The organism is Phocaeicola massiliensis B84634 = Timone 84634 = DSM 17679 = JCM 13223, assembly GCF_000382445.1.
In the GTDB taxonomy this organism is placed as follows: Bacteria; Bacteroidota; Bacteroidia; order Bacteroidales; family Bacteroidaceae; genus Phocaeicola; species Phocaeicola massiliensis.
In genome coordinates, this window is record NZ_KB905472.1 from 595,292 (window position 1) to 609,665 (window position 14,374).

Annotated in this window: 14 protein-coding genes; 4 read left to right on the plus strand and 10 right to left on the minus strand. The window is 44.1% G+C overall.

Annotation, left to right across the window (positions count from 1 at the left end; all coding sequences use genetic code 11):
• Positions 1-37 precede the first annotated feature (37 nt).
• From HMPREF1534_RS16505 to HMPREF1534_RS16490, 4 genes are all read left to right on the plus strand, one after another.
• Entirely contained in the window at positions 38-586 is a 549-nt protein-coding gene (locus HMPREF1534_RS16505) for a TlpA family protein disulfide reductase (protein WP_005936577.1), read from the plus strand.
• Between the two features lie 6 nt (positions 587-592).
• A complete protein-coding gene (locus HMPREF1534_RS16500) occupies positions 593-1,402 on the plus strand; it encodes an N-acetylmuramoyl-L-alanine amidase family protein (protein ID WP_005936579.1) in 810 nt (269 codons plus the stop codon).
• A gap of 134 nt (positions 1,403-1,536) precedes the next feature.
• The gene (locus HMPREF1534_RS16495; protein ID WP_005936581.1) at positions 1,537-2,034 is read left to right on the plus strand and encodes a hypothetical protein; all 498 of its coding nucleotides are present in this window, start codon (positions 1,537-1,539) and stop codon (positions 2,032-2,034) included.
• Between the two features lie 23 nt (positions 2,035-2,057).
• Entirely contained in the window at positions 2,058-3,692 is a 1,635-nt protein-coding gene (locus tag HMPREF1534_RS16490) for a flotillin family protein (RefSeq protein ID WP_005936585.1), read from the plus strand.
• Between the two features lie 253 nt (positions 3,693-3,945).
• Here the strand turns inward: HMPREF1534_RS16490 and HMPREF1534_RS16485 are convergent, their stop codons facing one another.
• From HMPREF1534_RS16485 to HMPREF1534_RS16440, 10 genes are all read right to left on the minus strand, one after another.
• Positions 3,946-5,277, minus strand: a complete 1,332-nt coding sequence (locus HMPREF1534_RS16485) for a nucleobase:cation symporter-2 family protein (protein WP_005936588.1) — start codon at positions 5,275-5,277, stop codon at positions 3,946-3,948.
• Between the two features lie 4 nt (positions 5,278-5,281).
• Positions 5,282-5,848: a xanthine phosphoribosyltransferase gene (gene xpt, locus HMPREF1534_RS16480; protein ID WP_005936590.1), complete on the minus strand. Its 567-nt coding sequence runs from the start codon at positions 5,846-5,848 to the stop codon at positions 5,282-5,284.
• A 254-nt stretch (positions 5,849-6,102) separates the two neighbouring features.
• Positions 6,103-6,669, minus strand: a complete 567-nt coding sequence (locus tag HMPREF1534_RS16475; protein ID WP_018451909.1) for a nitroreductase family protein — start codon at positions 6,667-6,669, stop codon at positions 6,103-6,105.
• Between the two features lie 72 nt (positions 6,670-6,741).
• Positions 6,742-8,094, minus strand: coding sequence for a dipeptidase (locus tag HMPREF1534_RS16470; protein WP_005936596.1), 1,353 nt, complete (start codon positions 8,092-8,094; stop codon positions 6,742-6,744).
• Between the two features lie 150 nt (positions 8,095-8,244).
• The gene (aroC, locus tag HMPREF1534_RS16465; RefSeq protein ID WP_005936599.1) at positions 8,245-9,321 is read right to left on the minus strand and encodes a chorismate synthase; all 1,077 of its coding nucleotides are present in this window, start codon (positions 9,319-9,321) and stop codon (positions 8,245-8,247) included.
• 344 nt (positions 9,322-9,665) lie between these two features.
• On the minus strand, positions 9,666-10,610 hold the full coding sequence (locus tag HMPREF1534_RS16460) for an alpha/beta hydrolase (protein ID WP_005936602.1): 945 nt from the start codon (positions 10,608-10,610) through the stop codon (positions 9,666-9,668).
• Positions 10,611-10,613: 3 nt separating this feature from the next.
• Positions 10,614-11,357 (minus strand): shikimate dehydrogenase family protein, encoded by a 744-nt coding sequence (locus HMPREF1534_RS16455; RefSeq protein WP_005936605.1) that lies wholly within the window; start codon positions 11,355-11,357, stop codon positions 10,614-10,616.
• Positions 11,358-11,374: 17 nt separating this feature from the next.
• Positions 11,375-12,115 (minus strand): bifunctional demethylmenaquinone methyltransferase/2-methoxy-6-polyprenyl-1,4-benzoquinol methylase UbiE, encoded by a 741-nt coding sequence (ubiE, locus tag HMPREF1534_RS16450; protein WP_005936608.1) that lies wholly within the window; start codon positions 12,113-12,115, stop codon positions 11,375-11,377.
• A 215-nt stretch (positions 12,116-12,330) separates the two neighbouring features.
• On the minus strand, positions 12,331-13,275 hold the full coding sequence (locus tag HMPREF1534_RS16445; protein WP_005936611.1) for a phosphoribosylaminoimidazolesuccinocarboxamide synthase: 945 nt from the start codon (positions 13,273-13,275) through the stop codon (positions 12,331-12,333).
• A gap of 41 nt (positions 13,276-13,316) precedes the next feature.
• Positions 13,317-14,309 carry a PhoH family protein gene (locus tag HMPREF1534_RS16440; RefSeq protein ID WP_005936614.1) on the minus strand — a complete coding sequence of 331 codons (993 nt, stop codon included), beginning with the start codon at positions 14,307-14,309 and terminating at the stop codon, positions 13,317-13,319.
• Between the last annotated feature and the right edge of the window lie 65 nt (positions 14,310-14,374).

The following is a 14,374-nucleotide window of genomic DNA, read 5'->3' on the forward strand; positions in this document are numbered from 1 at the left end:
AGTCTATCTTTGTGGCAAATTATAAATGGAGAATACAATGAAAAAGCTGATGAGTTTAATGATGTTGGTTTGCGCATGTCTGCTCAGCCAACCGATGCAGGCACAGAAGAAGGAGGTAACTCCTGATGATGCCGGTTATATAGTAAAAGTAGGTGATATGGCCCCTGATTTCGAAATGGAGCTGACCAACGGGCAAAAGGTGAAATTATCCGATTTACGGGGTAAAGTGGTTATGCTTCAGTTTACGGCAAGTTGGTGTGGTGTTTGTCGTAAGGAAATGCCTTTTATCGAAAAGGATATTTGGCAAAAGCACAAAGATAATGAAGCGTTTGCTCTTTATGGGGTAGATCGCGATGAGCCGCTTGATAAAGTAGTGGCTTTTGCCAAGCAGACGGGCGTGACCTATCCTTTGGGGCTTGATCCGGGAGCGGATATTTTTGCAAAATATGCAGACCGTAAAGCCGGTATTACTCGTAATGTGTTGATTGATAAGGCCGGGAAGATTGTGATGTTGACTCGTCTTTATAATACAGAAGAGTTTGCTTCGCTATGTAAAAAGATAGATGAAATGTTGGCTGAAAAGTAATAAAGAATGAGATTTATAATAGTACTGATTACTTCATTATTTGTTTTATCCCTTTCATCGTTTGCACAGAATAAAAAGCCCCGTACCGGTAAGGAATCTCTTTTTGGCAAGAAACTGGCCACTTATCAAATTACTTCTAACGAACTTAGCGGGGCTTGTTTTTATTTGGTGAGTGGGCATGGAGGTCCCGACCCGGGAGCAATAGGTATTTATCAGGGACGTCAGTTGCATGAGGATGAATATGCGTATGATATCATTCTTCGTTTGGCACGTGAACTGCTGACACGGGGGGCAAAAGTGCACATTATTATCCGAGATAAGAAGGATGGTATCCGTGACGGTCACATTTTGTCGAACAGTAAGCGGGAAACTTGTATGGGAGATCCCATTCCTTTGAATCAGGTGGAACGGTTGAAACAACGTTGCAAGTGGGTTGACAAGCTGTTTAAGAAAGATAAGAGTAATTACAAGCGGGCAATCTTTATTCATGTGGATAGCAGAAGCAAAGGAAAGCAAACGGATGTATTCTTTTATCATGCACCGGGTAGCAGTAAAGGCAAACGTTTGGCGAATAATTTGCATCGCACCTTTGATAAGAAATACGACAAGCACCAGCCGAACCGGGGATTTACCGGGACGGTAAGCGGACGTAACCTTTATGTATTACGCAACACGCAGCCGGTGGCGGTGTTTTTGGAACTTGGAAATATCCAAAACAAGCGTGACCAACAAAGACTGGTGTTGCAGAATAATCGTCAGGCACTGGCTAAATGGATAGCAGAAGGTATAGTGACCGATTATAAAAAAGGGAAGTAATTACTTCCCTTTTTTTATATTCGATAAGAAAAATTTGTTAAACTAAAGATGCAATATTGCCTGTGTCCGACAAATTTGTATATTTGAATCTTATATATCTGATCTATCGATTGAAAAACTAAACACAAACAATTATGAGTAGTAATATCTTCTTAATTATCGCTCTTATCACAACCGGAATCTTTGTGATACAATTTATTCTTTCTATTTTTTTCGGGGACATTGATACGGAGATAGACGTAGACGCTGATATCAGTAGTGTAGTGTCTTTTAAAGGACTTACCCATTTTGGTATTGGCTTTGGCTGGTACATGTATCTGGCAGGACATACGGATGTAGCCAATTACATCATAGGAATATTAATAGGTCTTTTCTTTGTGTTGGCTGTTTGGTTTCTTTATAAGAAAGCTTATCGGTTACAACAAGTAAACCGTAGCGAAAAAACAGACCAATTGGTAGGAAGGGAAAGTACCATTTATTTTAAACACGGTGATGGAAAATATACCGTCCAGATAAAACGCGATGGCGCTATTCGTGAGATAGATGTGGTTTCGGAAAGTGGAAAGACTTATCAAACCGGAGACAGGACCATCATTACGGCTTACAAAGATGGCATATTATATATTCAATAGTTGAAACTTTAAAGAAATAATCTATGACACAAGAAATGATGATTATGGCTGCTATATTGGTAGCAGTCATTTTGCTTACTTTTATCGGTATTCTTTCTCGTTACCGTAAGTGTAAAAGTGACGAAGTACTCGTTGTATATGGTAAGACCGGCAATGATAAGAAGTCGGCGAAACTGTATCATGGTGGCGCTGCTTTTGTTTGGCCTATTATACAGGGCTATGAATTCCTGTCTATGAAGCCGATGCAGATAGACTGTAAGTTGACCGGTGCCTTGTCTGCACAGAATATTCGTGTGGATGTACCCACCACCATCACCGTAGCCATCAGTACAGACCCCGAAGTGATGCAAAATGCAGCCGAACGTATGTTGGGATTGACAATGGATGACAAACAAAACCTGATTACCGATGTCGTTTACGGGCAGATGCGTTTGGTTATTGCCGATATGACTATTGAGGAGCTGAACTCGGATCGTGATAAATTTCTTTCAAAGGTAAAGGATAATATCGATACGGAACTTCGTAAGTTCGGACTTTATCTGATGAATATCAATATCAGCGATATTCGTGATGCCGCCAATTATATTGTCAATTTAGGTAAGGAAGCCGAGAGCAAAGCGCAGAATGAAGCGCAGGCAAATATTGAGGAACAGGAGAAACTGGGTGCAATCAAAATAGCCAATCAGATTAAGGAACGTGAAACAAAGGTTGCCGAGACTCGTAAAGATCAAGATATTGCGATTGCCGAAACTAAAAAGCAGCAGGAAATATCGGTTGCCAATGCTGATAAAGACCGTATCTCTCAGGTAGCCATTGCCAATGCTGAAAAAGAATCTCAGGTGGCAAAAGCTGAAGCCGAAAAGAATATTCGTATCGAACAGGCCAATACTGAAAAGGAAAGTCGCATTGCCGAGTTGAATTCGGATATGGAAATTAAACAGGCGGAAGCTGCCAAAAAAGCGGCTATCGGACGAAATGAAGCACAAAAGGCCATTGCACAATCTGATGCTGAACTGGCAGTGACGCAAGCTAATGCCGATAAACAGGCAGGTGAAGCGGCTGCCCGTTCGGAAGCTGCCGTGCAGACTGCCCGGGAAATCGCTCAAAAAGAAGTGGAAGAAGCAAAGGCGCGTAAAGTAGAATCTTCATTGAAAGCTGATAAAATTGTTCCTGCCGAAATAGCCAAGCAGGAAGCTGTTTTGCAGGCAGATGCCGTTGCAGAAAAGATTACCCGCGAGGCAGAGGCGCGGGCGAAGGCTTTGCTGGCTCAGGCACAGGCTGAAGCCCAGGCTATCAAAATGAAATTGGAAGCAGAAGCGGATGGTAAGAAGAAATCATTGCTTGCCGAGGCCGAAGGTTTCGAGGCTATGGTGAAGGCTGCCGAATCGAATCCGGCAATCGCCATTCAGTATAAGATGGTAGACCAATGGAAGGAAATTGCCGGTGAACAGGTGAAAGCATTCGAACATATCAATTTAGGTAATATCACAGTGTTTGACGGAGGCAACGGTGGAACAAGTAATTTCTTGAATACGTTGGTAAAGACAGTAGCTCCGAGTCTTGGGGTACTTGATAAATTGCCTATTGGAGAGACTGTAAAGGGAATCATTAATCCGGAAGAAAAGAAAGAAGAGAAGACGGAAGGTAAGGAAAAATAATTCCAACGGTTACAGTCTTGGAAGTAATAAATGTACAAGGCAAACTGTTTTAGGATTGTGTCAAAACGTGGATAATGCTGTCGTTTCGTTCGCAGGGGCGAGGTTCGCTCGCCCGAAAACAGTTTGCTTTGTGTCTTCGGGCAGGCGACCCCTGCCCCTACAGCCAACAATCGGATAGGCCATTTGAGTTTTGACACACTCCTAACTTGCAAAATAGCAGTATGATCAAAGAGTTGAAAGATAGACTCTTTTTTTATTCTTTCATGCGGATTAATACATTGGATACGATGGCCGTCACTCCGCCTGTAGTAATCCCGGAAGAGAAAATATTTTTTATTGTTTCGGGAAAGTGGCACAGGATGTCGGGAACCATCTCCACACTTAGTCCCAAAGAAAAACTGAGTGCCATCACTAATGTGGCTTTGCGATTGATTTTCTGTGCGGCAATAATGCGGATACCTGCCGAGGCAACTGTACCGAACATTAGCAAGGTAGCGCCTCCCAATACCGGTTCAGGCATCAAAGAGAAAATCAATCCTACACCGGGGAATAACCCCAATAGAATCAGACAACCGGCAATGTAATAACCTACATAACGACTGGCAACTCCTGTCAATTGTATCATTCCATTATTTTGGGCAAATACGGAATTGGGAAAAGAATTAAGAACCCCCGCCAGCATAGAATTAAATCCATCGGCAAGAATACCTCCCGAGGCACGTTTGATAAATGTTTTTCCTTCTACCGGTTCTCCCGAAATCAGTGAATTGGCTGTGATGTCTCCATAAGCTTCAATTGCTGTGATGAGGAATACCAATCCCAAGGCAATGAATGCAGAGAAGTCAAAATCCAATCCATACTTGAAAGGTAGGGGGATATTGACTCCTCCGAAGCTTTGTACGGCAGAGAAATCGACTTTTCCAATGCACCAGGCAACTGCATAACCTATCATCAAGCCGATGACAATGGAACTCATGCGTAAGTAGCGATTGGAACTTCGATTGAAGAATATGATAAGAACAAGTACCAGCAGTGCCAGCCCTAAATTCTCAAAACTGCCGAACGTACCGTTACCTTGGGCAGCAACACCTCCTCCGCATGCGGTTATACCTACTTTAATCAGACTCATTCCAATCAGGGTCACTACGATTCCCGATACCAAAGGGGTGATTACTTTACGGGTATATTTCAAGATACGGCTGATGACCATTTCTACAGAAGAAGCAGCAATGCAAGTTCCAAAAATCAATGGGAGCCCTCCCAGCATACCGGCTGAAATAATGGGACCGATAAAAGAAAAGCTGGTTCCTTGAATGCATAACAATCCTGTTCCGATACCCCCAATGCGTTTGCATTGGATGAAGGTAGAGATGCCTGAGGCAAACAATGCCATGGATACCAGGAAACTTGTGGTTTCCAAATCCAGTTTCAATGCTCCTGCAATAATAAGAGGCGGAGTGATGATGGCTACAAAAATGGCTAATAAATGTTGTATGGCCGCAAAGATAGCTTCTCGTACAGGAGGACGGTCATTCAGTCCGTAAATCAGCCCTGTTGTATGAGTTGAGGTTGCTTTTTCCTCCATACGATTATCTTATTTTGATTTCACAATTGTCCAGACTGTCAATGATAGCCAGCGATTCAATGCGTATGCCTGCGTTGCGTAAGTAATCACCACCGTGTTGGAATGACTTCTCGATGATAAAGCCCATACCGGCAAGTTCGGCTCCTGCTTTCTCTACCAGGTCGATAATACCTTTGGCGGCATTGCCATTGGCAAGAAAGTCATCAATGAAAAGAACCCGGTCTCCTTTTTGGAGAAAGTCCTTACTTACACAAACGTCGTAAGAACGGTCTTTGGTAAAAGAATATACACTGGTGGTGAGCATGTTTTCCATGGTAACGGGTTTTTTCTTCTTTGCGAAGACCACAGGAAGCTCAAGCAGGTATCCCACCATGATGGCGGGTGCGATTCCGCTGGCCTCGATTGTCATTACTTTATTGATATTGGTCGAGGCAAAACGACGTACAAATTCCACGGCTATGGATTTCATTAAAATGGGGTCCATCTGGTGGTTGATAAAGTTATCTACTTTTAGGATGCCTCCTTCAAAACATTTGCCATCTCGTAAGATTCGTTCTTTTAATGCTTTCATTGGTTGTGTGATTTTTGATAATGGCGGCAAAATTACAAATTTTATTGGGAAGAGGAAGGGAGAAGGCGGTTAATGTTTATGATATATCGAGAATATGAAATATGAGCGGGAGGCAGTCGGTATCCGATGTAACTGCCGGTGCCTGAGAGGAGGAATGTTTCCGCCCAAGTACTAAAGCAAGTTACTTTGGGCGGATTCGGTTTATTTCTACAGCGAAACGATAACAAGAGTTGTTTTTGATATACTCTCTTGTGTTACCATTGGTTGTAATGTATATTTTCCTGTTTGAATTTATCTTTGGCTTCCTCATTGCGTTGAGGATAACCGATGGGAATTAAGTTGAAAGGTACGATATGTTCGGGCAATGACAGAACCTTGCGTACGTTCTCTATACGTTGTTCTTCAGGATAGATGGCTGTCCATACAGCCCCTAGCTCCAAAGCTTCGGCTGCCAGCAACAGATTTTCGGAGGCTGCAGAACAGTCCAGCATCCAGTACTTGCCGAATTCTCCATTCAATGATTTGGCTAAATCACCACAAACCACGATGGCCATGGGTGCTTCCGCGGTCATTTTGGCATAGGGCAATACTTCTGCCAGCTTGTTTAATACGTCTCTGTCATCTATCACGATAAAAGCCCAGGGTTGCTTGTTTACAGCCGAGGGAGCCGCCATAGCAGCTTTCAGCATGATGTCTACTTTCTCCTTTTCCACGGGGCGGGATGTATAAGAGCGGACACTTTTGCGTGCCATAATTATTTCGATGGCGTTTTTTTCTTCTTTAGTATTTTCGTTTTTATCCATATTCTGACAATTTTCCATCGTTATTACCGATAAAACAACAGCAGGTAATAACTTGAATATTGTATTTACATTCATCGTTTTAATAAATGATTAGTAATTCAAGTGGAATTCGACCACTGCTTCAATTCCTTTACGGAAGATATCAAGAGGAATATTTTCATTGGGAGAGTGGATAGCGTTGCTTTCCAGTCCGAATCCCATCAATACGGTTTTTATACCCAGAATTTGTTCAAAGTCGCTGATGATGGGAATACTTCCTCCACGGCGAACGGCAAGCGGCTTCTTCCCGAATGCTTTGGCGAATCCTTTTTCGGCAGCCTGATAAGCCGGAAGGGTAATGGGGCAGACATAACCTTCGCCACCGTGCATGGGGGTTACTTTTACTTTTACATAATCGGGAGCGACAGCATTGATGTAATCGACAAACAATTTGGAAATCTTCTCATGATTTTGATGTGGAACAAGACGGCAGGATACTTTGGCGTAAGCTTTTGATGGCAACACGGTTTTAGAACCTTCGCCCGTATATCCTCCCCAAATACCGCAAATATCGAATGATGGGCGGCAACTGTTACGTTCCAGGGTAGAATATCCTTTTTCACCTTTCAAAGCCTTTACATTGATGGCAGCCATATATTTTTGTTCGTCGAAAGGTATTTGGGCTATCATCTCGCGTTCTGCGGCAGGCACTTCTTCCACATCATCGTAGAAATGAGGAACAGTGATGCGACCGTCTTCATCAATGACTTTTGCCAATATGCTGCATAAGGTATTGATGGGGTTCGCTACGGCTCCGCCGAAATGACCCGAGTGAAGGTCGCGGTTAGGCCCCGTCACTTCAATTTCCCAATATGCCAGTCCGCGCAGTCCGGTAGTCAGTGAGGGAAGGTCGGCTCCCAGCATACTTGTATCCGAAACGAGGATAACATCGGCTTTCAGCAGCTCTTTATGTTCTTTGATAAAGGCATTCAGACTGGGTGAACCGATTTCTTCTTCTCCTTCGAAGATAAATTTCACATTGTGCTTCAGCAATCCGTGTTTCACCACGTATTCGAAAGCTTTTACCTGAATCATCGCTTGACCCTTGTCATCATCCGCACCGCGTGCCCAGATATGTCCGTCACGTATTTCGGGCTCGAACGGTTGGCTTTTCCAAAGCTCCAATGGTTCTGCGGGCATTACGTCATAATGCGCATATATTAATATGGTGGGGGCTTCATCGCTGATATGTTTCTGTGCGAACACCAATGGATTACCTTGAGACGGCATAATCATGGCTTCGTCTGCTCCGGCCTCCAGCAGCAGTTCTTTCCAGCGCAGGGCACAGGCAAGCATATCGTCTTTATGTTCGGGTAATGCACTGATACTGGGTATGCGGATGAGACTGAAAAGTTCTTCCATGAAGCGGGCTTCATTTTCTTTAATGTATTGTTTAATTTCCATAGCTGAATGATTTTTGTCGGGTTAAAGTTAACTTTCCCGGAGGAAAGAAAAAAATTATAAAACTTAAATAAAGGAAAATGCATATATAGAAAGTCCAAAGAGAAGCAGACAGGCTGTTTGGCTCTTTGGGCTTTTTGATAAAGACACTTTTTATAGTTGAGTGGTTCTGTCTATCAAATAGTAGTCTAAAACAGTGATGGCTGCCATCGCTTCTACAATGGGAACAGCGCGGGGCAATACGCAGGGGTCATGGCGTCCCTTCGCTTTCATGGTGGTGTCGATTCCATTGATATTCACCGTGTGTTGCTCCATTAATACGGTGGCAACAGGCTTGAATGCAACACGGAAATAGATATCCTGTCCGTTGCTGATGCCGCCTTGGATGCCGCCCGAGTAATTGGTTTTTGTTTCTATTCGTCCGCCGTTGTTGTAGAATACATCATTTTGTTCGCTGCCTCTCAGTTCCATGGAGTCGAAACCTTGTCCATAGGCAAAGCCTTTCACGGCATTGATGCTCAGCATGGCATTTCCCAGTGCGGCGTGCAGTTTGCCAAATACAGGTTGTCCCAATCCGATGGGGCATCCTTTGATGACACAACTAATCACACCTCCGATGGTATCGCCTTCACCTTTGACTTTCCAGATGAGTTCTGCCATTTCTTTTGCTTTTTCAAGGTCGGGACAACGGACATCGTTGCTTTCTATCAGGTCGAGGTCATAGCTCTTGTAGTCATGGTCCAGCTTGATAGGTCCCACTTGTGAGGTGTAGGCTGTTACGCTGATGCCTAATTGCTTTAAGGCAAGTTTGGCAAGTGAACCGGCCACAACGCGCGAAATTGTTTCGCGTGCTGATGAACGTCCTCCGCCGCGATAGTCGCGGATGCCGTATTTTTCCATATAAGTATAGTCCGCATGCGAAGGGCGGAAGAGATTCTTTATATTCTCGTAGTCGTTAGAATGTTGGTTCTTGTTCCATACCACGAAACCAATGGGACAGCCGGTGGATTTTCCATCGAAGATGCCTGAAAGGAATTCCACTGTGTCAGGTTCCTTTCGGCTGGTGGTAAGGAGCGATTGTCCGGGGCGGCGGCGATTCAGTTCCTTCTGCACAAAATCCATATCGATGTCGATACCTGCCGGAAAACCGTCAATTACACCACCGACACCGGGACCGTGAGACTCGCCGAAACTCGTTAATCGGAAAATATTACCAAATGAATTGAACATGTTGTTTGTAGTTTTAAAAGTTTCTATTCGTAAAGATAACGATTTTCTTGAAACAATGGCTATGTTTCAGGTAAAATTTTACTTTTCCGGTTTTAAGCTTTTGCATATTCTTTGCGGTTTTCTTAAATCACTTTTTCAGGTGGGCTAAGGTTTTTCTTCCTTTAGGCTAAGTCTTTTCCTACGTCCGGCTATTACGTCCCACCATAGCAGAACGTACGTCCCACTGTAATGGGACGTATGTCCCACCGTGGCAGGACGTACGTTCCATTGCAATGGGACGTAATAATCTGCCGTTCAAAAAACCTTGGTCTTCTGTATGAAACGGCTTAATATTCCTTATGGGTTTAGATATATCGGTTTGTGAATTCTCTAACTCTTTCCGTATATTCCTTGGTGTGGATGAGGTAGGAATGGGCATGGTCGGCTCCCGGAACTATCCATAGTTCCTTGGGTTCGGGCTTTGCCTCATATAATTTATATACCATCCGGGTTGGTACGTAGTCATCTTTGTCTCCGTGGATGAAGAACATGGGGAGGTGGCATCGGGCCACTTGCTTTAAGGCGGATGCTTCTTTGAATCCCCATCCGTATTCCATCCGGCATAACCGGTCGGCAATGTACATTAGCGGAAATCGGGGTAGGCCGAACTGGGCTTTCAGTTCTTTGGAGAACTGGTCCCATACATTGGTATATCCGCAGTCTTCGACGAAACATTTTACATAGCCGGGTTGAGGCTCTCCCGATACCATCATGGTTGTTGCCGCCCCCATTGAGATGCCATGTACCACCATACGGGTGCTGTCCCCATATATTTCATTGGCTGTGTTCATCCATTGTATGACGTCTTTGCGGTCGAGCCACCCCATCTGAATGGCATCTCCTCCGCTCAGTCCTGTGTCTCTAAGATCGGGCAGGAGAATGTTAAAGCCTAACTCTTTATTATACATGTAGCCAATCATCATCATGCGGATAGCGTTGTCGGTATATCCGTGAACAATGACGGCGGTTTTTGCCGTCGGCTGTGCAGCAGCTACATAATAGGCATGCATTTTGACATCGTCCGGGGCATAGATGAATGTATCTTTAAGAGCACCTGCATTTTGCAAACTGTCTTTCCATGACTTCAAATAAGGATACGTATCGAACATATACTGCCATGAGCCGGCCAAATCCCTTCCCCGGTTATCGGGACGAAGAGAGTAGTTGAGCATATATTGACCGGCTCCCAGCAGAATGGCAGCGAGAAGAACGAGTACAATACCCGTTCCGATGAGATATTTCTTTTTCATACTTTATTTATTCCATATATCCCAAGCACCGAAAGCCTGCAATAACAGCATCTCCAAACCGTTTTTGGTGATAGCTCCCTTGTCGGCTCCTTTCTTCATGAATAGGGTGGTGTCGGGATTATACAACAAATCATAAAGCAAATGGTTGGGGGTAAGGCACTCGTATGGAATATTGGGATATTCATTGGCACGAGGATACATACCCACCGGTGTACAGTTGATGATTACTTTGTATTCGTCCATCACTGCTGGGGTTAAATCTTCGTATGTGAACATTCCTTCGCGAGGAGTGCGTGATACGAATCTGGCTTCCATTCCTAGCTTCTTAAGTCCATGATAAATAGCTTTGGAAGCGCCTCCTGTGCCCAGTATCAAAGCTTTCTTGTGTTGCGGTTCCAACAGTGGCTCAATAGATTGGGTAAATCCCATAATATCAGAGTTATATCCGACCAGTTTGATTTTCCCTTTAGCGGGGCGGATGATTTTAATCACGTTTACGGCACCGATGGCGGCTGCATCAGAATCTAATTCATCTAAATAGGGAATGACTTGTTCCTTATAGGGGATGGTGACGTTCAGACCTGCCAAATCATGATTCTCCAGCAAAACGCCCGGCAGTTCCTTGATGGAAGGAATCTCGAAGTTTACATATTCGGCGTCGATACTCTCGGAGTGGAACTTCTCATTGAAGAAGTTCTTTGAGAAAGAATGTCCGAGTGGATAACCTATCAAACCATATTTTTTCATAAAACTCTTGCTTTTAGTTATTTTGTTGCTAAATAAAGTGTACAGATACCCAATGTCAATCGTTTAAAGTTTACTTGGCTGAATCCGGCTTTGCGGATGATATCAGTCATTATTTCTCCTTGTGGAAAAGCCTTGATGGATTGGGGCAGGTAAGTGTATGCACTTTGGTCTTTGGAAAGAAGTTTTCCGAGGGTGGGGATAACTACTTTGGAATAGATGGCATATAATTGTTTCATGGGGAACCAATCCGGTTCCGAAAGTTCCAGAATGACTAATTTTCCATTGTCGTCAAGTACGCGGTGTATTTCACGCAAACCTTTATCCAGGTCTTCGAAATTGCGCACTCCGAAAGCTACGGTTATGGCATCAAAGCGTTTGTCGGGGAAGGTTAGTGCCGTACAATCTTCTTTGGCAAAAGAAATACGGCTTTCCAGTCCGGCAGCCTTTACTTTTTCACGACCCACATTCATCATGCCTTCCGATATATCTGTGCCTATCAGTTCTTCGGGTTGAAGGATGCGACAGGCTTGAATGGCAAAGTCACCGGTGCCGGTGGCTACATCCATCATGCGTTGCGGATGAAAAGGTTTTAGCCAGTTGATGGCTTTACGTCGCCAACTTTTATCTATGTTCCATGACAGAGCATGATTCAGTTGGTCGTAGGCGGGAGCAATGTTGTCGAACATTTTCTCTACCTGCACACTTTTCTTTTCGTCATCGTTATAGGGCTTGATATTTTCTTGTGGATAGTTAGTCATACGCTTCTTTTATATATAGGGGGAAATCCGGGGCGGACTGAATCTGCCCCGGATGCATGGGAGTGTGTCAAAACTAAACCGGTCTATCCCATCGTCAGCTGTAGGGGCAGGGTTTGCCTGCCCGAAGAGACAAAGCAAACTGTTTTCGGGCGAGCGAACCTCGCCCCTACGAACGAAACGACAGCATTATCCACGTTTTGACACACCCACGTTATTTATTTCAAGTACTCGGTAACGTTCTTTTCAATACGTTCGGCGATATTGTCAGTATCAGCTTTTACAAACTTCTCACCGGTAATGTGCTCGAACAGTTCCATATAACGTTCGCTGATAGAGTTTACGATTTCTGGAGTCATTTCGGGAACCTTTTGTCCTTCTTTACCTTGGAAGCCGTTTTCCATCAACCATTCGCGTACAAACTCTTTGGAAAGTTGTTTCTGAGGCTCACCTTTTGCAAAGCGTTCTTCGTAACCTTCCGAGTAGAAATAGCGGCTTGAGTCGGGAGTGTGGATTTCGTCCATCAGGTAGATAGTGCCGTTGTGCTTACCGAATTCGTATTTGGTATCTACCAGAATCAATCCGCGTTCGGCAGCGATTTCTGTACCGCGTTTGAACAAAGCCAATGTATATTTCTCCAAAGTTTCATATTCTTCAGGAGTAGCCAATCCTTGTTTCAGGATTTCTTCCTTGGAAATATCTTCGTCGTGCAGACCCATCTCAGCCTTGGTAGTCGGAGTTACAATCGGTTCCGGGAACTTTTGGTTTTCTTTCATCCCTTCGGGAAGTTTCACACCGCAGATTTCGCGGACACCGTTTTTATAAGCACGCCATGCGCTACCGCAAAGGTAACCGCGGACGATCATTTCTACAGGGAAGCCCTGGCACATAACACCTACAGTTACCATAGGGTCGGGAGTAGCCATTTTCCAGTTGGGGCAGATGTCGGTGGTTGCATCCAAAAACTTGGCTGCAATCTGATTCAGCATTTGTCCTTTGTAAGGGATACCTTCGGGCAGAACTACATCGAATGCAGAGATACGGTCTGTAGCTACCATTACTAACTTTTCGTCATTGATGTTGTACACATCACGCACTTTACCGTGGTACACGTTTTTTTGTCCCGGAAAGTTAAAGTCTGTTCTTGTTAATGCTTTACTCATGTCTTTTTTATATTAAATGAATTGTTTTTCTTCTTGCAGGGTCAGATAGTCTTTTGTGATTTGTCGGCCGCAGCTTTTTCCATCCGCTCGGTTTTCTGCTTATCCTCAAACTTTTCGTAAGCTTCCACTATTCTTGTCACCAGCTTATGCCGCACGATATCTTTTTTATTCAGTTCGATAAAACTGATGCCTTTTACCCCTTTCAGAATCTTCAAGGCCTGCACCAGTCCCGAAGTTTGCGATGACGGCAAATCGATTTGCGTCATATCTCCCGTAACAATCATTTTGGTGTTCATCCCCATGCGGGTGAGGAACATTTTGATTTGCTGTGTCGTGGTATTCTGAGCTTCGTCCAATATCACCACGGCATCGTTCAGTGTACGTCCGCGCATAAATGCCAGCGGAGCAATCTGAATCACATTCAGTTCCATATATTCTTTCAGTTTGGCAGCCGGAATCATATCCTGCAGAGCATCATACAGCGGTTGCAGATAAGGATCAATCTTATCTTTCATATCACCGGGAAGGAATCCGAGCTTTTCACCGGCTTCCACTGCCGGGCGGCTTAGAATAATTTTCTTGATTTCTTTGTTCTTCAGAGAGCGCACAGCAAGTGCAATGGCGGTATAAGTCTTGCCGGAACCGGCCGGACCGATGGCAAACAGCATATCGTTCTTTTCGTACTCCTGCACCAGTTTCAACTGATTGGGGCTGCGAGGCACGATAGGCTTTCCCGTCACACTGAATACAATCGTGTCGCCGGTCTTTTCCACTTGGGGTTTGCGTCCTTTGACAATATCCAGGATGACTTCTTCCTTCAATGAGTTATACTGTGCACAGTGTTTCTCCAGTGCCAGGATGCTCTCTTCGAAAGCACACATTTCTTCCTCGTCCCCCATTACTTTAATGACATTTCCACGTGCCACTATTCTCAGTTTGGGATACAAGGCTTTAATCATTTGCATATTGGCGTTGTTTACGCCATAAAAAATAACAGGATCAATATCCTCTAAAACAATATGTTTTTCTATCATTTAACTAGTTTAGGTACAGATGTACTATTTTATAGGGTGCAAATTTAATGAAAGGTTTTCATTGT